Raw genomic sequence first — 19,291 nt, 5'->3', positions numbered from 1 at the left:
TTTACCCTTATTCTCCATAGGCTTTTCTATATATTTCTGCAATTTCGGATACCAATGGCATTCTTGGGTTTGAACCGGTGCACTGGTCATTAAAGGCTATATCAGACATTTCCATTATTTGTTTTTCGAATTCTTCTTTATTTATGCCTGCTTCTTTAAGTGTCAAAGGAAGATTAAGCTCTTTCATAAGATTTTTTATTGCTTCAATGAGGCTTTTTACTCCTTCTTCAATGGTTGATGCAGGAAGTCCCAAGAATTTTGCAATTTCTGCATATTTCTCGGCTGCTTTGGGATATTCATATTGTGGGAATGAAGCAAATTTTTTAGGTAACTCAGCATTGTATTCTATGACATAGGGCAGAAGTATTGCATTTGCTCTTCCGTGTGGAAGATGGAATTTAGCACCAAGTATATGAGCCATACTATGGTTTATTCCTAAAAATGCATTTGTGAAGGCCATTCCAGCTATGCATGAAGCATTGTGCATCTTTTCGCGGCGACTTTATCTTGCCCGTTTTTGTATGCTTTAGGTAGATATTCAAATATCAATTTTATAGCTTTTTCTGCGAGAGCGTCTGTATAGTCTGATGCCATTACAGATACATAGGCTTCAATAGCATGGGTTAAAGCGTCCATACCAGTGTCTGCTGTGACAGAGGTGGTATTGTCATTGTGAGGTCAGGGTCTATTATAGCGATATCTGGTGTTAATTCGTAATCTGTGAGAGGGTACTTTATATTTTTCTTTTTGTCTGTTATAACTGCAAAGGCAGTAACTTCAGAACCTGTACCGCTGGTGGTTGGTATTGCGATAAATAAAGCTTTTTTCCCCAGTTCAGGAAATCTATAAGTTCTTTTTCTTATGTCCATAAATTTTAACCTTAAGTCTTCGAATTTTGTATCAGGGTATTCGTAGAAAAGCCACATTCCCTTCGCTGCATCTATTGCAGAACCACCACCTACAGCTATTAGTAAGTCAGGCTCAAACCCTCTCATTATTTTTACCCCTTTTTCTACAGTGTCAACTGAAGGATCTGGTTCAACTTCAGAGAATATTTCATATTTAATATTTGCCTTATCTAATTGATACGTTACTTTATCTACAAAACCTAATTTAACCATCACAGGGTCTGTTACAATAAAGGCTTTTTTGCCATTTACTTGTGACAGATATTGTAATGACCCTCTTTCAAAATAAATTTGTGGTGGAACTCTGAACCATTTCATTCTCTCTTTTCTTATAAAAACTCGTTTTATGTTTATAAGGTTATAAACACTTACATTATCTGTTGTTGAATTTCTACCCATTGTACCGCAACCCAAAGTCAAAGATGGGATAGCCGTGTTATAAATATCTCCAATAGCTCCTTGAGAAGCAGGGGCGTTTACAAGAATTCTTCCTGCTCGTACTCTTTTTGCAAATTCATTAATAATTTGTTGGTTTTCAGAATGTATTACTGCAGAGTGACCAAGTCCGCCGAATTCTGTCATTTCTTCACATCTTTTTATGCCTTCGTTGTAATCTTTGACTGTGTATAAAGCAAGTATTGGACTTAGCTTTTCTCTGGAGAGAGGATATTCTGGTCCTACAGCAGGATATTCAGCTACAAGTATTTTTGTGTTTTCAGGTACTTTAAATCCAGCCATTTCAGCAATTTTTGTTGCCGGTTGACCTACAACTGCTGGATTCATTAAACCGGTGTTTTTGTCTATAGCGAATTCTTCTAGCATTTTAGTCTCTTCTTTATTGAGAAAATAGCAACCATATTCTTTCATTAATTTTTTCACTTCATCTGCTATTTCTTCGTCTATTATCACAGCTTGTTCTGATGCGCATACTGTGCCATTGTCAAAAGTTTTGCTAAGTATTAGGTCTGAGACTGCTCTTTTAATATTTGCAGTTTTTTCAATGTAGCAGGGGACATTGCCAGGACCTACGCCAAGGGCGGGTTTTCCTGAGCTGTAAGCGGCTTTTACCATTCCAGCGCCGCCTGTTGCGAGGATAAGGGAGACGCCGGGATGTGTCATGAGAAGTTGCGTTGCTTCAATTGAAGGCGTTTCAATCCAACCTATGCATCCTTCTGGTGCACCAGCTTTTAATGCTGCCTCGTACATGGTCTTTGCAGCTTCTATACTACATTTTAATGCTTTTGGGTGAAAGCTAAAAATTATTGGATTTCTTGTTTTAATAGCGATTAAGCTTTTGAACATTGTTGTAGAAGTAGGGTTTGTAACGGGTGTTACGCCGGCTATAACTCCTACAGGTTCTGCCACTTCCATATAATTTTCTTCTAAGTTTTCACTAAGGACGCCGACAGTCTTTTTGTCTTTTATATAATTGTACACATATTCTACTGCAAAAAGATTTTTCGTTATTTTGTCTTCATAAACACCCATTTTTGTTTCTTCATGGGCTAATTTTGCCAATCTCACATGATTTTCAATACCAGCCAAAGCCATAGCTTTAACTATTTTATCTATTTGTTCTTGGGTATAAGACATGAATTTTTCCTGTGCTCTTTGTGCTTTTTCTACTAATTGGTCTATTTGTCTTTTAACATCCAGCGTTTCTTTCACTTCTGTTTTTTCTTTTACTTCTCTTCTTTCTTGTAATAAGTTAGGCATAAGAACACCTCCATATTGATAATAATTTAACAAAATATTTTATTTAAATAAAGAGATTGTCAAAGTGTACTTCGAAAAATTTAAGTATTTTTCTATAAAAATTAGAAGTTAACAATAGTTTGCTCTATATTTTAATTGTTATTCATTTAACAATCTCTTTACACTTTTATAATAAAACAGGTTTAAAATGATGTCAATAGTGATAAATCGATATGAAACGATTACTCAAAAAATTTTACATTATGTTTTTGCAGATTATATTGTGATATAATCAAATTACCAGTTTTTAAATTTTTAAGGAGATGAGAAGGTGCTGTATAAAAAATTCTTATCGCCTATTGGCATGCTTACAATATTTTCTTCGGGTAAAGGCATATGTCGTATTGACTTTGAAAATGAGAAATCTTCATTAGAAGGCTTTAAAGAAGGCAGCGATTTTTATATTGAAGAGTGTATACGTCAACTTGACCTATATTTTCAAAAGAAATTAAAAAATTTTGATGTGCGGTTGGATTTGCAAGGTACAGATTTTCAAAAAGCTGTGTGGCGTGAAATTTCAAAAATTCCCTATGGGAAAGTTAAAACATATGGAGAAATTGCTAAATTGATTGGCAAGCCAAAGGCAGCAAGAGCGGTAGGACAGGCTCTTAATAAAAATCCTATTCCTATTATAATTCCTTGTCACAGAGTTATAGGAAAGGATGGCAATTTGACAGGCTTTGGAGGGGGGATTGAGATAAAAAAGTTTTTATTAAGTCTTGAGGGGGTAAAGATTTAACTATCTACAATGGTGCAATTGGTAGTAATTTTGTCAATTGTGCCATTATTTTTTAACTTTTTTATGGTATAATGGAGATAAAGAGCAGGTGATAGAATGGATTATTTGGAAACTTTAAAAGAGTTTTTTAAAAATAAAGAGAATATAGTTATGGCTTTTTTGTTTGGCTCTGTTGCCAAAGGAAAAGCTACAAAGGAATCAGACATTGACATAGCAGTTTACCTTAAAGAATATGATGAGAAATTTGTCTATGGTTTATGGAATGAATTGGAGGATTTGCTTAAAAGGGATGTTGACCTTATTGTTTTGAATATAGCCAATGCTACTGTTGCTTGGGAAGCTTTGAGAGGAAAAAAGATTATAATAAATGACCATGATTTTTATATAAACTACATGCTTGAAGTGTCTATGGAGGCAGAAGATTTTAGAAAAACTGTTCTTGATATATATAGATACAGACAGGAAAGAAGGGAGAAAAATGCTTAAAGATTCTGATAAAATTAATGTGATAAAAAGGATTGAATTTATACAAATTGAATTGGAAGATTTAAAAGCGCATAAAGAGTTGAGCTTTCAAGAATACAATGCCAATAGGATAGTTAGAAGAAATGTTGAAAGGATGATTGAAAATATAGCCAATGCACTTATTGACATTTCAAAAATTTTGATTGCCAATGAAAATGTTGAAATACCCGATTCTTATAGAGAGATAATATTAAAATTAGGGGAAATAAAAGTAATAGATATAGAGCTTGCCAAATCCATAGCAGAAATAGCAAGACTTAGAAATGTCCTTGCCCATCAATATCTTGATATAAAGTGGAGTTATATAAGAAATTTTTTGACAAAGAAAATTGACGATGTTTATGAATTTTTGAGGACCATTGAGTTATATATAAATAATTAAAAAAGAAGTGGTGAATTATGGATAAAAAAACTGTTGTGGATATATTGAATGAGATTGGGCTTTTACTCGAGTTGAAAGGAGAAAATCCCTTTAAGGCAAGGGCTTATTACAATGCGGCTCGCACTATAGAAGTTCTTGATGAAGATATAGAGACCCTTGTGAAAGAAGATAGGTTAAAAGATGTAAAAGGCATAGGAGAAGCGTTAAATAAAAAGCTGACAGAGCTTATAACAACAGGAAGGCTTGAGTATTACGAAAAATTAAAGGAATCAGTGCCTCCGGGCCTCATAGAGATGTTAAAAATCCCGGGATTAGGCCCTAAAAAGATAAAGACATTGCATGAAAAACTGGGGATTACGACAATTGGCGAATTAGAATACGCCTGTGTTGAAAATAGGCTTGTGGACCTTCCTGGTTTTGGTGAAAAAACACAGAAGAAGATTTTTGAAGGAATACAGTTTATAAAGCAGTTTACAGGACAGCACCTATATTTTGAAGCCTATCAAGAAGCAGTCAAGCTTAAAGAGTATTTGGAAGGGACAGGGCTTACTATAAGATGTGAGATTGCGGGAAGTCTAAGGCGCAAAAAGGAAATCGTAAAAGACATTGACATACTGGCTACTTCTGATAATCCCGAAAAACTTATGGACTTGTTTGCTTCCTATGAAGAGGTACGGGATGTGATAGCAAAAGGGGATACAAAGACAATCGTAACACTAAACTCAGGAATAAATGCAGATTTAAGAGTAGTAAAAGATGAGGAATTCCCTTATGCTCTTCACCATTTTACAGGAAGTAAAGAACACAACACAGCTATGAGGCATAGAGCAAAAGAGATGGGCATAAAAATGAACGAATACGGGCTTTTTAAAGGGGATGTCCTTATTAAATGCAGCTCTGAAGAGGAAATTTTTAATAAACTTAATTTGTCTTATATTCCTCCAGAGCTTAGAGAGAACATGGGAGAAATTGAGGCGGCAGAAAGAGGAGAAATACCTGCCTTGATAGAAGAAAAAGATTTAAAAGGCGTATTTCATGTACACACTACTTATAGCGACGGTAGAAATTCTCTTGTTGATATGGTAGAGAGAGCGAGAAAGCTAGGATATAAATACATAGCGATTACTGACCACAGTAAATCTGCTTTTTATGCCGGTGGATTGGCAGAGGAAATGCTATTGAAACAGTGGGAAGAAATAGAAGAGTTAAACAAAAAATACGATGATATAGTCATATTAAAAGGTATTGAATCGGATATTTTGCCGGATGGGTCATTAGACTACGACGAAGAAATTTTAAAAAGATTCGATTTGGTTATAGCTTCTATACATTCTCATTTTAAAATGACTAAAGAAGAGATGACAAAAAGAGTGATAAACGCCATTAAAAATAAATACACAAAGATAATAGGCCATTTGACTGGAAGGCTTTTACTGGCAAGAGACAGCTATGAAATTGACGTCTATCAAGTAATTGACGCGGCAAAAGAATACGGCAAAATAATTGAGATAAATGCCAGCCCCTATAGATTAGACCTTGACTGGAGATATATAAAATATGCAAAAGATAAAGGTGTAAAATTTGCCATATGTCCGGATGCCCACAGTGTAGAAGGGTTGGAAGATGTAAAGTATGGCATTGGTATTGCAAGAAAGGGGTGGCTTGAAGCAAAAGATGTTGTAAATACTTATGAACTGGAGGCAGTGTTAGAGATTTTTTCTAATATGTAAAACCGCTTTTAATTTTATTAGCGGTTTTTTTATTTTATTTTTTTGAAAAGCTTTAAGAAATCTTGACATACTATTATGAGAAGAGTACAATATATTTTGTATCAGAAATATTTGAATACAAAATATTCGTGTGCGAAATAATTTAAAATGCGGTGGTGAAAATGGAAGAGATAAACAGTGGATTGAAAATACTTAAGCTTTTAAAACAAATAATGAATATTATAAAGCATTCTATGAAATACGAGTGCAAAGATTTTGACATTACAGGACCACAAGGAATGCTTATGGGCATTTTAGCCCGTTATGGTGAAATGAAAGTAAGTGACTTAAGTCAGAGATTAGGGCTTTCCAATAGCACTGTTTCTGGCATTATTGACAGGTTAGAAAAGCAAGGCTTGGTAGAGAGGACGAGAAGCACTGAAGATAGAAGAGTTGTTTATGTCAGTGTGACTCCTAAGTTTAAAGATACTTTTCAAAAACATTTCAAAGAAGCTGAAGAGAAGTTTGAAAAATTAATAAGTAGAGCAAGCCCACAAGACCTTAATAAAATAATTGAAGGATTAGAAGCACTGAAAAAAATATTGGAAAAACAACATGATTTATAGTGAGGAAGTATAACAAAATTAAGTAAATAAGTTGAGGAAGTAGAAATTTAAAAAGAAGTAGTTCTCACAAAAGAAATCGAGGCAAATTTTTAGGAGGAGAAGGTGTTGGTATGGTAAAACTGGCGAAATATTTAAAACCCTATATTCTGTTGATTTTTTTAGCAGTGTTCTTTATATTTGTTCAAGCAATGAGTGATTTGTCATTGCCTGACTATATGTCCAAGATAGTTAACAATGGAATACAGCAAGGTGGCATAGTAAATGCAGTGCCTGAGGCTATAAGGAAAAGCGAAATGGATAAACTTTTGCTATTTGTTACACCTGAAGAAAAGGAAGAGATTTTAAAAGATTATACATTAGTAGACAAATCCAGTCCTGATTATGATAAATATGTAAAAAAATATCCTATTCTTTCAAAAGAGCCTGTATATGTCCTTAAAAGCGTAGATAAATCAGAAATTGACAAAATAAATTTACCTATGGGGAAAGCCTTTTTAGCTGTTACAGGTGTGGAAAAAGCTAAAGCCAGTGCAAAAAACGGAAGTATAGAATTTAATGGAAAGAAAATACCGGCAAATGTAGACCTCTTTGCTATGATGTCTCAACTGCCAGAAGAGCAACTTATTCAAATAAGAGATGAAATGAACAAAAAGTTTGCTTCTTTAGGTGACAATATGGTTATACAAGCTGCAACAATGGCTGTAAAAGAAGAATACAAGGCAATTGGCATAAATACAGACAAAATTCAAACTGATTACATTCTTCATACTGGCCTTATAATGCTATTGATAACTGGACTGAGTGCATTAAGCACTATTATGGTAGCATTTTTTGCATCAAAAGTGGCAGCTGGAGTAGCGAGAGATTTGAGAAGAGATTTATTTGCAAGAGTAGAGAGCTTCTCTAATGCTGAATTTGACAAATTTTCTACGGCTTCTTTGATAACAAGAACTACAAATGATATTACACAAATACAAATGCTTCTTGTAATTATGATAAGAATGGTGTTTTATGCGCCTATAATGGGTATAGGTGGTGTATTTAGAGCACTTAGCAAAAGTGTTTCAATGTCTTGGATTATAGCTTTAGCAGTAATAGTACTTTTAGGTATAATATCAGCATTGTACTCCATTGCGATGCCCAAGTTTATGCTAATGCAAAAATTGATTGATAGATTAAACTTAGTTACTCGTGAAAATTTGTCAGGAATAATGGTGGTAAGAGCTTTTAATAATCAAAAATTTGAAGAAGAGCGCTTTGACAAAGCTAATCAAGATATTACAAAAGTAGGGCTTTTTGTAAATCGTGCTATGGCATTTATATTTCCATCTATGATGCTTGTGATGAATGGAATTACTCTTTTGATAGTATGGGTAGGAGCTCACCAAATCCAAAATTCCAGCATGCAAGTTGGAGACATGATGGCATTTATGCAATACGCTATACAGATTATCTTTGCATTTTTGATGTTCTCAATGCTGTTTATAATGATACCAAGAGCATCAGTATCGGCAGAGCGTATTGCTGAGGTTTTGGCTACAGAGCCTTCTATAAAAGACCCAGAAAATCCAAAACAATTTAATGAAAATATGGCTGGAACTGTAGAATTTAGGAATGTATCTTTTAAATATCCAGGTGCTGAAGAATACGCTTTAAAGGATATAAACTTCAAGGTTTTGCCAGGGCAGACAGTAGGCATAATAGGAAGAACAGGTTCTGGAAAGAGTACCTTAGTGAATTTGATCTTGAGATTTTACGATGTGACAGAAGGACAGGTTTTGGTTGATGGTGTAGATGTAAGAGAGGTAAGGCAGGAAGATTTACGCAGCAGAATAGGATATGTACCCCAAAAAAGTTGGCTTTTCAGTGGTACAATTAAATCAAATTTGAAATACGGAAATGACCAGGCTACGGACGAGGAAGTAAAAGAAGCAGCAGAAATTGCACAAGCAATGGAATTTATAAATGAAAAGACCAAGAAATTTGATTCAGAGATTGCACAAGGAGGAACAAACGTTTCAGGAGGGCAAAAGCAGAGGCTTTCCATTGCTCGTGCTCTTGTTAAAAAGCCTGAAATATACATTTTTGATGAAAGTTTTTCAGCTCTTGACTTCAAAACAGAGTCAGCTTTAAGGAAAGCCTTAAGAGAAAGGCTAAAATCAAGCACTGTTATAATGGTGTCACAAAGGGTGTCAACTCTTTTGCATGCAGACCAAATAATAGTGCTTGAAGAAGGTAAAATTGTGGGCATAGGGAAACACAAAGACCTACTTAAAAACTGTCAAACTTACAGAGAAATAGCTTTATCACAGCTGTCGGAGGAGGAATTGGCATGAGTGAAAATAGAAGAATAGACCCCAAACAGATGCCCAGACTTCGCGGGCCAGGAATGGGAGGCGGTCCCCATGGCATGGTTCGCGGTGGAGAAAAAGCGCGAGATTTTAAAGGCACAATGAAAAAGTTGATAAAATATTTATCAGCTTATAAAATTTCTATAATAAGTGTATTTATATTAGCAGCTCTTAGTGCTTCCTTCTCCATTGCGGGTCCTAAAATACTCAGTAAAGCCATAACCAAAATTTTTGAAGGTGTAATGAATAAAATAACAGGGCAAGGCAGTGGCATAGACTTTGAATATGTAGGAAAGATAATTCTAATTCTCATAGGCTTATATGGTTTAAGTGCTTTATTCGGATACCTGCAAGGATGGATAATGTCTGGGGTTGCGATGAAAGTTACCTATAGATTTAGAAAAGAAATTTCTGAAAAAATTAACCGCCTGCCTTTGAAATATTTTGAAAGCACAAATCAAGGGGAAATATTGTCACGTATTACAAATGACGTGGATACAATTACTCAGACTCTCAATCAAAGCTTGACTCAGATAATCACTTCTGTGACGACAGTAGTAGGCGTTTTGATTATGATGTTTACCATAAACTGGCTTATGACTTTAGTGGCGCTTTTGATAATTCCTTTGTCTTCTTTGGTAATTGCCTTTATTGTCAAACATTCACAAATGTATTTTAGAGAGCAGCAGGATTATTTAGGGCATGTAAATGGTCATGTGGAGGAAGTATATGGAGGCCATAATATAGTAAAGGCTTTTAATGGAGAGAAAAAGAGCATTGAAAAGTTTGATGTATTAAATAACACTTTGTACGGAGCAGCTTGGAAGTCACAGTTTTTGACAGGTATTATGATGCCACTTATGAATGTAATAGGAAACTTGGGTTATGTGGCGGTTACAGTTTTGGGTAGTTGGTTGGTCATAAAAAATGCAATAGAAGTGGGGGATATTCAGGCGTTTATACAGTACATCCGATCTTTTACACAGCCTATTGCTCAGATTGCAAATATTTCCAATATACTGCAACAAACTGCTGCCTGTGCAGAAAGAGTATTTGAGTTTTTGGAGGAAGAAGAGGAAGTTCCAGATAATCCACAGCCTGTAAAAATTGAAGATATAAAAGGGAATGTGGAGTTTAGAAATGTTCGTTTTGGATATAGACCTGATAAAATGGTGATAAATAACTTTTCTGCTTCTATTAAGGCAGGACAAAAAGTTGCAATTGTCGGTCCTACTGGTGCAGGAAAGACTACTATAGTGAAACTTTTAATGCGCTTTTACGATGTGAATGAAGGAGCTATTTTGATTGACGGGCATGATATAAGAGATTTTACGAGAGAAGATTTGCGTTCACTTTTTGGCATGGTGCTTCAGGATACTTGGCTTTACAATGGTACTATTATGGACAATATAAGATATGGCCGTCTCGATGCTACTGATGAGGAAGTTATAAAAGCTGCTAAGGCAGCTCATGTTGACAGTTTTGTAAGGACATTGCCAGGGGGCTATAACATGGTATTAAATGAAGAGACCACAAATATTTCTCAAGGGCAAAAGCAGTTACTAACTATAGCAAGAGCTATTTTGAAAGATCCCAAAATTCTCATACTCGATGAGGCTACAAGCTCTGTAGATACCCTTACAGAAATACAAATACAAAAAGCGATGGATTACCTTATGAAAGGACGCACAAGCTTTATAATCGCTCATAGGCTTTCTACGATAAGGGATGCTGACTTGATACTTGTCATGAACCATGGAGATATTATAGAGCAAGGTACCCACGAAGAGCTTCTTAAAAAAGGCGGTTTTTATGCAAGTCTCTATAACAGTCAGTTTGAAAAAGAGGAAGAGATGGCAAGTTAATACCATTTGATGTGTGTGCAAAACGTCAGCAACCTACAAAGCTTGGCCATCCGCATTTGATAATTATTCTTGACACAGACTACAGAAAATGATAAATTAAAGGTGAAAACAAAATAGGTGGTTATGTCCGCTGGGGGAGCCTTAATGGCTGAGATGGCATTGATGCCAAACCCTTGGAACCTGATGAGGGTAATGCCTCCGTAGGGAATGCGGCTCAAAAATACCGCATTTCGCGGTATTTTTTTCAGCGAACATAGCCTCTAAATATCATGGAGGTGTTTTTTATTATGTCCTACATTATAAGTATATTTTCTGATTTTGCCAAAATAAAACCAGTGACCTTATCAGTTATATTGGCAATTTTATTGGCAGCTTTTCTTTTATATCTGATGCGAAGAAGTGTCAAATTTGACACAAAGATGCTTGTCTACGGAGCACTTTCAATCGCTATTTCTTTTGTGCTGTCATATATAAGGTTTTACCATTGGCCACAGGGTGGTTCCATAACGCCTGCCAGCATGCTTCCACTTTTTATATTTGCGTATTATTATGGACCAGGTCCTGGTGTGATTGTTGGCATGGCATATGGACTTTTGCAACTTATTCAAGACCCCTTTATAGTCCAATGGGTGCAAGTACTTCTCGACTATCCTTTGGCTTTTGGTGCATTAGGACTTGCTGGCTTTTTTAGAAAAAACCTGAGTTTGGGAATTTTAGTCGGCGGATTTGGACGATTTTTCTCTCACTTTTTATCCGGAGTATTCTTTTTTGCAAGCTATGCGCCAAAAGGAATGAGTCCTATAGTTTATTCACTTTTAGTTAATGGAAGCATAATAGGTGTAGAAGTGGCAATATGTTTTGCAGTTTCACTAATTCCTCAAGTTAGAAATGCTATCGAGGAAATTAAAAAGAAAGCAATTGCTTAAAGGGGTATTTCCCCTTTTTTATTTTTTTCAATGGATAGCCAAAATAATGGTATAATATTTTGTAAGAAAAAATTTAACATAAAATTAACATCCCTATAATGTTTTTTTAATGTTATCATAAGATAATTTAATCAAAGGTTATGGGAAAGCCCATGGATAAATAGGAACAGGCCATAAAAGAGTAGCAAAGGCTGTTGAAAAAGCTTTTGAAAAGTACGATAATGTATATATAATTGTAGATATAAAGAATATAAAATCCTTTTGAAAGTTAAGAGAATTGTTGTTTGAAAACCTTGATAAACTTAAGTATATGAAAAAAGAATGGAAGAATTGGTTTATAAAAATTCCGCTGATAGAGTGTGTGAAATTGTGCTGAAAAATTTCGATGAAAGCATTAGTGAAATGAGATTATAGGGAGGGGATTTTGCTGATGCAAATAAAAAGAGTGCTTCTTGACAAAGACAAAAACATTTTTTTCTATATAAACAAAAGAATAAAATGTAATATATTGGACAAAATAATGCCTAAAATAACTCATATAGGAGGTCCTTTTTTTACAATATTTTCTTGCTTATCTTTAATATTTTTCGGAAAAAACAATGTGAAAGCCTCTGCTTTAGAAGCTTTAACTGCTCTTGTAAGCAGCCATTTGTTTGTTCAGCTCTTAAAAAGAAAATATACAAGACCAAGGCCTTATATGGTATTAGCTAATACAAATACTTTTAAACATCTTTTAAAAGATTATTCTTTTCCTTCAGGTCACGCTACTGCCAGTTTTTCACTTGCTATGACTTTTTCAATGTTTTTTCCAAGCCTTGCACTGTTCTTTATTTCGCTGGCAGTACTTGTAGGGATTTCAAGGATATACATTGGACTGCATTATCCTTCAGATGTATTAATGGGCTCAACGATAGGTATTACTTTTTCTTATCTAACCCATTTTATAGCTACAAAGTTGTTTTTGTAAAAAATTTTTCAAAATAGATTGACAGATTGTAAATAGAAGAATATAATGTAGAAGGGCACAAGTTAATACAATCGTTAGGTGAGGCTCCTATACAGATATACGCTGCTGCCCGGAAACATCGAGAGATGCTAACGGGTCAACAAGTATTACCGAATTAAGGTTTTACTTAATGCAGCTGGAGGATGCTCCAAAGCTGTATAGTGCCAAAGCTCAACGAATTGAAATGTTAAAAAACCTCTTTCATTCGTTGAGAGGTTTTTTAATTTGCGAAAAAACGGAGGTGAGAAGAATGGACGGTGGAGGTAGTAGTAAAAGCTATAAAGGTATATGTAATATGACATTGAAGAAGGATGGGCATAGTTTGAGGCCACGTCCATTCTTCTCACACGTGGCCTTTTCAATAAATTTTGCTATTTCTTAAAATGCCTATTTATCCCTTCTTTTGATGTCCTATTACATATACCTCCAAAACAATTCCTTTTAATTCCATCGTCTAAGTGCGAAAGTTTTTCACAAAAAAACAAATACTGTAACTGTAAGGTTGCAAAAGACTCAGCAGCCTTAGTCTATTATTGTGTTTTGGAGGTGTATGGAAATGATCAAAATCGCAAAGAAAAATGGATTCACAGATACGATACTTACCCAATTAATTGAGTTTGCGAAAAAAGATGTAGATGAAGTTTTGGCACAATTAGGCACAGACAGAGAAGGTTTGACTTCTGAGGAAGCAGAAGATAGACTTGAAATGTATGGGTTAAATGAAGTAGCCCATGAAAAACCAGCTCCTTGGTATATTCAATTGATTAAAGCTTTTATTAATCCCTTCATAGGTATATTGGTATTTTTGGCAATTGTGTCATATATAACTGATGTACTTTTTACTGCACCTCAAGACAGAGATTGGAGCACCATAATTATTATCTCTATAATGGTAACGGTTAGTGGACTGCTTCGCTTTGTTCAAGAGTACCGCTCCAATATAGAAGCGGAAAAATTGAAAGCCCTTGTTCACACGACTGCTGCAGTTATTCGCAAAGATACAGGTGAGAGAGAAATAAAAATGGAAGAAATAGTACCTGGTGATATAATACATTTGGCAGCAGGAGATATGGTACCTGCAGATGTTAGGGTTATTACTTCCAAGGACTTATTCATAAACCAAGCGACCTTGTCAGGAGAATCTGAACCAGTTGAGAAATATCCGGATTTAAAAGAAGAAAAAAGGAAAGCTAAGGATTTAAACCTCTCAGACTTAGAAAATATATGCTTTATGGGTACCAATGTAGTAAGTGGCTCTGCTATTGCTGTAGTTCTTTCAACAGGTGACCGTACTTATTTTGGTTCAATGGCAAAGTCCCTTGTAGGGCATAGGGCAATGACAAGTTTTGAAAAGGGTATTAACAATGTCAGCAAAGTGCTTATCAAGTTTATGGCAGTTATGTTTCCAATTGTTTTTGTGATAAATGGCCTTACAAAGGGTAATTGGTTGGATGCATTGCTTTTTGCCTTGGCTGTAGCTGTTGGACTTACTCCCGAAATGCTTCCAATGATAGTCACTACAAACCTTGCTAAAGGTGCTGTGACAATGGCAAAACATAAGACAATTGTCAAGAGATTAGATGCTATTCAAAATTTCGGAGCAATGGATATACTTTGTACTGATAAGACTGGCACTTTGACATTAAACAAAATAGTTGTAGAAAAACATCTTGATATACATGGAAATGAAGATGACAGAGTTTTAAGACATGCATATCTTAACAGTTATTATCAAACAGGTCTAAGGAACTTGATGGATGTAGCTATTTTAGAGTATGGAGTTGAAAAGGGCTTTAATGGTTTAGATAAAATATACAAAAAAGTTGATGAGATACCCTTTGATTTTGTAAGGCGAAGAATGTCTGTAGTTTTAGAGAGCGAAGGTGGGAAAAGGCAGCTTGTAACGAAAGGCGCCGTTGAAGAAGTGCTTTCCATCTGCGAATACGCTGAGTACAAAGGTGAAGTTGTTCCTTTGACAGATGAAATACGCCAAGAAGTAAGAGAAATGGTAAGAAAATTAAATGAAGACGGAATGAGGGTGCTTGCCGTAGCTCAAAAAAATGATGTTCCACCAGAGGGAGTTTTCAGTGTGGCGGATGAAAGTAAGATGGTTCTCATGGGTTATATAGGTTTTCTAGACCCGCCAAAAGAATCTGCACCTTATGCGATAAAAGCCTTAAAAGAACATGGAGTAGATGTAAAAATTCTTACTGGTGACAATGAAATAGTGACAAAGAAAATCTGTAAAGAAGTGGGGATTGCTGTAGAGAATATTCTATTAGGAAATGAAATAGAGAATATGACAGATGAAGAATTAGCAGAAGTAGCAGAAAAGACGACAATTTTTGCAAAACTTTCTCCTATGCAAAAATCGAGAATAATAAAGGCTTTACAAAGCAAAGGCCACATTGTTGGATATATGGGAGACGGTATCAATGATGCGTCTGCACTAAGAGAAGCCGATGTTGGAATTTCTGTTGACTCTGCAGTAGATATTGCAAAAGAATCAGCAGATATAATACTTTTAGAAAAAAGTCTTACGGTATTAGAAGAGGGAGTTGTAGAAGGACGCAGAATTTTTGGAAATATTATGAAATACATTGCAATTACATCGAGTTCTAATTTTGGTAATGTATTTTCAGTTTTAGTAGCAAGTGCATTTTTGCCTTTTTTGCCAATGCAGCCATTGCAACTTCTTTTCCTTAATTTAACTTATGATTTGTCAATGACATCAGTGCCTTGGGATACAATGGATAAAGAGTATATACAAAAGCCAAGAAAATGGGATGCTGCAAATATAGGCAATTTCATGGTATGGTTTGGACCTACTAGTTCAATTTTTGATATAACCACTTATGCTTTGATGTTTTTTGTAATTGGTCCGTTGGTTATAGGTGGCTCTTACTTCTTGTTGCCTGAAGCACTTAAACTCCAATTTGTTTCACTTTTCCAAACAGGCTGGTTTGTAGAAAGCTTATGGACGCAAACAATGGTAGTTCACATGCTTAGGACCGAGAAGATTCCTTTTATACAAAGCATTGCTTCATGGCCACTATTACTTTTTACCTCAGCAGCTGTTACAGTAGGAACGATTGTGCCATTTACTTCTTTTGGAGCTAAACTTGGGATGACGCCTCTACCAGCAATATACTTCTTGTTCTTGGCAGCTACGCTTCTTGCATACTTGACTTTGGCGCAATACGTTAAAACGAGATTTGTAAAAAAATTTGGAAGTTTGCTGTAATTTTGGACAATAGATTAGCCAAGTCAGACAAAGGGGACGGTTCCCTTTGTCTGAAATTTAAAAAGCCTGGACAGAAAGCACTGTCTGGGCTTTTTTACAAATTTGTGAAAACAAGAGAATATCCTACTGAGATGGAAATTAAATTAAGGAAGTAATTTGACATAATAATAGAATTAAAGTAAAATGGTGCCATGGGATACAAAATCATTATAACTACCAGTGGAATTATAAGAGCTAATAGATACCTGTAATTTACTGAGTATTTGCCTTCTTTTAAAGGATCTAATCAAAGGGGGAATTAGATGAAAAAAAGAGTAATATTTTTATTGGTCTTGGTTGCCATTTTAGCTTCGGCTATGATCCTTTTTGCAAAATTTTCATTATCCGAAAAATCTAGTAGAGAAAAAATAGTTGTAACTCCAGACATATTTGGAAGAGTGAAATTGAATGGCGGGTATATAGGCTTATCTTACGACTTTTCTCAAGTGAAGATGTTAAAAATAGGTGATGATAGAATTGAAGTTATAGATAAAAAAACAGGAAAGCTATTAGATGCCTATGGTGAAGAAATCAAATCTTTGGATAATGGTAGGAGCCAATATATAGTATATCGTGAAAAAGAAAATGATTTTGGAATTCTGCGATTGTATACAATTTTTGAAACCCAAGAAGAAAATGGGAATAAAGAAATTGGCAAAGTAGTAGGTAAGTATTGGGATATAATGTCGCGAAGTGGTTGGTATATAGAAAATCAGCATGTAGTTACTATTTCTACAACGGGGAATTTTCCTACTACAGAAATAGAAACGGGTGGCACAGTTACTATTGTTAAAAATAGGGTATATAGAGATATAAATTCGCTTTTTTTGAAAAAAAACTATGAATTTATAAGAAAAAATATTGATTTGGGGTATCGTTATAGTTTGTATTAAAAAATATGACTTTACTCCCTATTCTATTGTGGTATATAGAACAAGTGAGGGCTTTTTTAATAAAAGAAAGCCCTCAGAGGAATTTGCAAAAAAATATTGGCCACTATTAGGAATAGACAATGCTACTCAACAAAAGCTTATCAATAAAATTAAAAAAGGGGAAATATTAGATGCTTACCGTTCGGTAATGAAACTCTTAACCATTAGGAAAATGATGTTAAAATTTTTCAATGGTAAGTTTATCTAAAACTATATCTGCTACAAAAACTTTATATTACCAAAAGTGTTTAAGGTTATTGAATTGATACATAAAAAATGATATCATATATAGTACTAAATGAATAAAGCAATTTATTATGGCTATATTTAATATTACGGAGGATTTTCATGAGCCAGATTAAAAAACTGTATAAAAAAATAAAAGAAAATCCTAAAAATGTTAGATTCGAAGAAATAGATAAAATTTTAAAATATTTTGGATTTGAAGCTCGAGAGCCAGGAAGTGGTTCAAGTCATATAACTTATTCTCATGCTGACCTAGAAGACATATTAACTATTCCAAAAGGAAGGCCTCACATTAAGGCGGTTTATGTAAAAAAGGCTTTGAAGCTTATTGAATTGCTTGATGTTAAATTTGAAGATGAGGAGGAATAATAATGCCAAATGAGTTAAACTACAGAGTTGAAATTGTTAAGCTTTCTGAAGAAGATGGAGGTGGTTATTTGGCTATTGTACCAAGATTGCATGGTTGTATAAGTGATGGAGAAACCCCAGAAGACGCATTAAAAAATGTTCAGGATGCAATAAAATGTTGGATTAAAACAGCCAAAGAAAAGGGAAAGAAAATTCCTCCAGAAGAAGAGTATAGGGAAGAAAGCGAACATAGTGGTAAACTTCTTTTAAGAATTCCTAAGAGCATGCACAAAACACTTTCAGAAATGGCTGAAGAGGAAGGGGTAAGTTTAAATAATTTAATTCAAAATCTACTCTCATTTGCCATTGGTTATAAAAGAGCAAAAAAAGATATAAGCAGTGATTATAGACCAGCATTTAATGACATAATAATTGAGTCGTTAATAGGAAAATGGAAAAAGGTAGATAATGTAGAATTGGTAAATTAATAATGAAGGTGGTATCATGCCTAAAAAGAGAACAAATATTATTAAAAAGATAGAAAAAAGCAACATTAAACTTAATAGAATTATAGCTGAAAGTCTGCCATATACTATGATATCAGATGGAAAAGGCGTAAAATTAAAAGAAAAATTTGATTATGAAATTATAGGTATTAACAACAATGAAGCTGAAATCAAGTTGAGTGCAGAAATAGGATTTGATCCACAAAAGATATTTAATATTAAGATCGAATTGATTGGTACTTTTCATTTTAGTGAAGTAATTACAGAAGACAAAATTAAAGAAAATATTTCAGACCTTTTGAATTTTATGGCTAGTGAAATGAGCTTTATTGTTAGTTTTATTACTGATAAAATGTTTGGTAAGCCATATATTTTCCCTCCAATAGTCGAGTTGAAAGAATAAAAATGTTATAGACAAGTAGACAATAGACAACAGACAAGGGGACGGTTCTTTTGTCTGCAGACAAAAGAACCGTCCGAAATTGATGAAAAAGCCCTGTTTTTACGCCGCTATTGCGGTTAATTTTGCTTGCATAGTATTTGCAATAAGAGACAACCATATTCCTCATTCCTTTAAATATGTATATAAAAGTGCAGGTATTTCACGTAAAAAACCATAAGCTTCATCACTTAACATATATCTTTTTATAAAAACTCCTGAAAAACTCGCATTTATATCAATACGCTTTGCTATTACACTTGCCCTTTTTAAATGAAATTTATTTGAAATAATTATTGCTGTTTTTAATGAATTTTTATCCATAATTTCCTTGGAAAAAAGTAAATTCTCATATGTAGAAAAAGATTTATCATCAGTTAAAATAATCTTTTCAGGTATGCCATTTTTTAAAAGATATTCTTTCCCTGCCTCAGCTTCCGAAATATTCTCTCCAGGACCTTTCCCTCCAGATACTATTATATACTTACCATACCCTTCTTTATAAAGTCTCAAAGCCTCATCAAGCCTTTCTTTGAAAAAAGGACTTGGCGTCTTTCCATATACTGCACAGCCTAAAACTATTATCACATCAGATTTTTTTGGTTTTTCATAAAGTGCAAAAGAAATTATCTGATATTCTAATGTTATTACCACTGTAACAAAAATTACTATTAAAATCCCTATAAACCTCAATAATAATTTCATTAAACTTTCCTCCAGAAAATTATTATAATAAAACCCTTTA

The 19,291-nt window shown here is 34.4% G+C and carries 16 protein-coding genes, 1 pseudogene and 2 riboswitches; of the genes and pseudogenes, 15 read left to right on the top strand and 2 right to left on the bottom strand.

Features of this window, described 5'->3' with window-relative positions:
• Positions 1–7: 7 nt before the first annotated feature.
• Positions 8–2,624 (bottom strand): annotated as a pseudogene (gene adhE / locus OEI98_RS13810) (bifunctional acetaldehyde-CoA/alcohol dehydrogenase).
• A gap of 310 nt (positions 2,625–2,934) precedes the next feature.
• Between adhE and OEI98_RS13805 the strand changes: the two are divergent.
• From OEI98_RS13805 to OEI98_RS13735, 15 genes are all read left to right on the top strand, one after another.
• The gene (locus tag OEI98_RS13805; protein WP_003869664.1) at positions 2,935–3,402 is read left to right on the top strand and encodes a methylated-DNA--[protein]-cysteine S-methyltransferase; all 468 of its coding nucleotides are present in this window, start codon (positions 2,935–2,937) and stop codon (positions 3,400–3,402) included.
• Positions 3,403–3,498: 96 nt separating this feature from the next.
• The gene (mntA, locus tag OEI98_RS13800; protein ID WP_003869665.1) at positions 3,499–3,888 is read left to right on the top strand and encodes a type VII toxin-antitoxin system MntA family adenylyltransferase antitoxin; all 390 of its coding nucleotides are present in this window, start codon (positions 3,499–3,501) and stop codon (positions 3,886–3,888) included.
• Positions 3,881–4,309, top strand: a complete 429-nt coding sequence (gene hepT / locus OEI98_RS13795; RefSeq protein WP_003869666.1) for a type VII toxin-antitoxin system HepT family RNase toxin — start codon at positions 3,881–3,883, stop codon at positions 4,307–4,309. Before mntA ends, hepT begins: the two co-directional genes overlap by 8 nt.
• Before the next feature lie 17 nt (positions 4,310–4,326).
• Entirely contained in the window at positions 4,327–6,039 is a 1,713-nt protein-coding gene (polX, locus tag OEI98_RS13790) for a DNA polymerase/3'-5' exonuclease PolX (RefSeq protein WP_266038513.1), read from the top strand.
• A 161-nt stretch (positions 6,040–6,200) separates the two neighbouring features.
• Positions 6,201–6,644, top strand: coding sequence for a MarR family winged helix-turn-helix transcriptional regulator (locus tag OEI98_RS13785; protein WP_003869668.1), 444 nt, complete (start codon positions 6,201–6,203; stop codon positions 6,642–6,644).
• A gap of 110 nt (positions 6,645–6,754) precedes the next feature.
• A complete protein-coding gene (locus tag OEI98_RS13780) occupies positions 6,755–8,980 on the top strand; it encodes an ABC transporter ATP-binding protein (RefSeq protein ID WP_003869669.1) in 2,226 nt (741 codons plus the stop codon).
• Complete coding sequence (locus OEI98_RS13775) at positions 8,977–10,860, top strand: ABC transporter ATP-binding protein (protein ID WP_003869670.1); 1,884 nt, start codon at positions 8,977–8,979, stop codon at positions 10,858–10,860. The genes OEI98_RS13780 and OEI98_RS13775 overlap by 4 nt, the downstream gene beginning before the upstream one ends.
• Positions 10,861–10,982: 122 nt before the next feature.
• Positions 10,983–11,085, top strand: a riboswitch (TPP riboswitch).
• Positions 11,086–11,147: 62 nt separating this feature from the next.
• Positions 11,148–11,786 carry an energy-coupled thiamine transporter ThiT gene (gene thiT, locus OEI98_RS13770; RefSeq protein WP_003869671.1) on the top strand — a complete coding sequence of 213 codons (639 nt, stop codon included), beginning with the start codon at positions 11,148–11,150 and terminating at the stop codon, positions 11,784–11,786.
• 430 nt (positions 11,787–12,216) lie between these two features.
• A complete protein-coding gene (locus OEI98_RS13765; protein ID WP_003869672.1) occupies positions 12,217–12,753 on the top strand; it encodes a phosphatase PAP2 family protein in 537 nt (178 codons plus the stop codon).
• A 63-nt stretch (positions 12,754–12,816) separates the two neighbouring features.
• Positions 12,817–12,979, top strand: a riboswitch (M-box (ykoK) riboswitch).
• A 369-nt stretch (positions 12,980–13,348) separates the two neighbouring features.
• Positions 13,349–16,036, top strand: a complete 2,688-nt coding sequence (mgtA, locus tag OEI98_RS13760) for a magnesium-translocating P-type ATPase (protein WP_004398941.1) — start codon at positions 13,349–13,351, stop codon at positions 16,034–16,036.
• Positions 16,037–16,338: 302 nt separating this feature from the next.
• Complete coding sequence (locus OEI98_RS13755) at positions 16,339–16,968, top strand: hypothetical protein (protein ID WP_003869674.1); 630 nt, start codon at positions 16,339–16,341, stop codon at positions 16,966–16,968.
• 28 nt (positions 16,969–16,996) lie between these two features.
• Positions 16,997–17,215 (top strand): hypothetical protein, encoded by a 219-nt coding sequence (locus OEI98_RS13750; RefSeq protein ID WP_266038506.1) that lies wholly within the window; start codon positions 16,997–16,999, stop codon positions 17,213–17,215.
• Positions 17,216–17,355: 140 nt separating this feature from the next.
• A complete protein-coding gene (locus OEI98_RS13745) occupies positions 17,356–17,622 on the top strand; it encodes a type II toxin-antitoxin system HicA family toxin (protein ID WP_003869675.1) in 267 nt (88 codons plus the stop codon).
• Positions 17,623–17,624: 2 nt separating this feature from the next.
• Entirely contained in the window at positions 17,625–18,089 is a 465-nt protein-coding gene (locus OEI98_RS13740; protein WP_003869676.1) for a type II toxin-antitoxin system HicB family antitoxin, read from the top strand.
• Between the two features lie 16 nt (positions 18,090–18,105).
• Positions 18,106–18,510 (top strand): hypothetical protein, encoded by a 405-nt coding sequence (locus tag OEI98_RS13735; protein ID WP_003869677.1) that lies wholly within the window; start codon positions 18,106–18,108, stop codon positions 18,508–18,510.
• Positions 18,511–18,672: 162 nt separating this feature from the next.
• Here the strand turns inward: OEI98_RS13735 and OEI98_RS13730 are convergent, their stop codons facing one another.
• Positions 18,673–19,251: a YdcF family protein gene (locus OEI98_RS13730; RefSeq protein WP_003869678.1), complete on the bottom strand. Its 579-nt coding sequence runs from the start codon at positions 19,249–19,251 to the stop codon at positions 18,673–18,675.
• Between the last annotated feature and the right edge of the window lie 40 nt (positions 19,252–19,291).

Origin of the sequence: Thermoanaerobacter sp. RKWS2 (genome assembly GCF_026240795.1) — a bacterium.
GTDB classification, from domain to species: Bacteria; Bacillota; Thermoanaerobacteria; order Thermoanaerobacterales; family Thermoanaerobacteraceae; genus Thermoanaerobacter; species Thermoanaerobacter ethanolicus.
Note: the sequence above shows the minus strand (reverse complement) of the source record. Positions and strands in the feature narration are given on the sequence as shown.

Bases quoted from the DNA above. Each gene is read 5' to 3' on its own strand.
- OEI98_RS13780 (WP_003869669.1), top strand. From the start codon at position 6,755: ATGGTAAAACTGGCGAAATATTTAAAACCCTATATTCTGTTGATTTTT.
- OEI98_RS13775 (WP_003869670.1), top strand. From the start codon at position 8,977: ATGAGTGAAAATAGAAGAATAGACCCCAAACAGATGCCCAGACTTCGC.
- mgtA (WP_004398941.1), top strand. From the start codon at position 13,349: ATGATCAAAATCGCAAAGAAAAATGGATTCACAGATACGATACTTACC.
- mntA (WP_003869665.1), top strand. From the start codon at position 3,499: ATGGATTATTTGGAAACTTTAAAAGAGTTTTTTAAAAATAAAGAGAAT.
- OEI98_RS13745 (WP_003869675.1), top strand. From the start codon at position 17,356: ATGAGCCAGATTAAAAAACTGTATAAAAAAATAAAAGAAAATCCTAAA.
- OEI98_RS13735 (WP_003869677.1), top strand. From the start codon at position 18,106: ATGCCTAAAAAGAGAACAAATATTATTAAAAAGATAGAAAAAAGCAAC.
- OEI98_RS13730 (WP_003869678.1), bottom strand. From the start codon at position 19,251: ATGAAATTATTATTGAGGTTTATAGGGATTTTAATAGTAATTTTTGTT.
- OEI98_RS13785 (WP_003869668.1), top strand. From the start codon at position 6,201: ATGGAAGAGATAAACAGTGGATTGAAAATACTTAAGCTTTTAAAACAA.
- OEI98_RS13740 (WP_003869676.1), top strand. From the start codon at position 17,625: ATGCCAAATGAGTTAAACTACAGAGTTGAAATTGTTAAGCTTTCTGAA.
- OEI98_RS13755 (WP_003869674.1), top strand. From the start codon at position 16,339: ATGAAAAAAAGAGTAATATTTTTATTGGTCTTGGTTGCCATTTTAGCT.
- hepT (WP_003869666.1), top strand. From the start codon at position 3,881: ATGCTTAAAGATTCTGATAAAATTAATGTGATAAAAAGGATTGAATTT.
- thiT (WP_003869671.1), top strand. From the start codon at position 11,148: ATGTCCTACATTATAAGTATATTTTCTGATTTTGCCAAAATAAAACCA.
- OEI98_RS13765 (WP_003869672.1), top strand. From the start codon at position 12,217: ATGCAAATAAAAAGAGTGCTTCTTGACAAAGACAAAAACATTTTTTTC.
- polX (WP_266038513.1), top strand. From the start codon at position 4,327: ATGGATAAAAAAACTGTTGTGGATATATTGAATGAGATTGGGCTTTTA.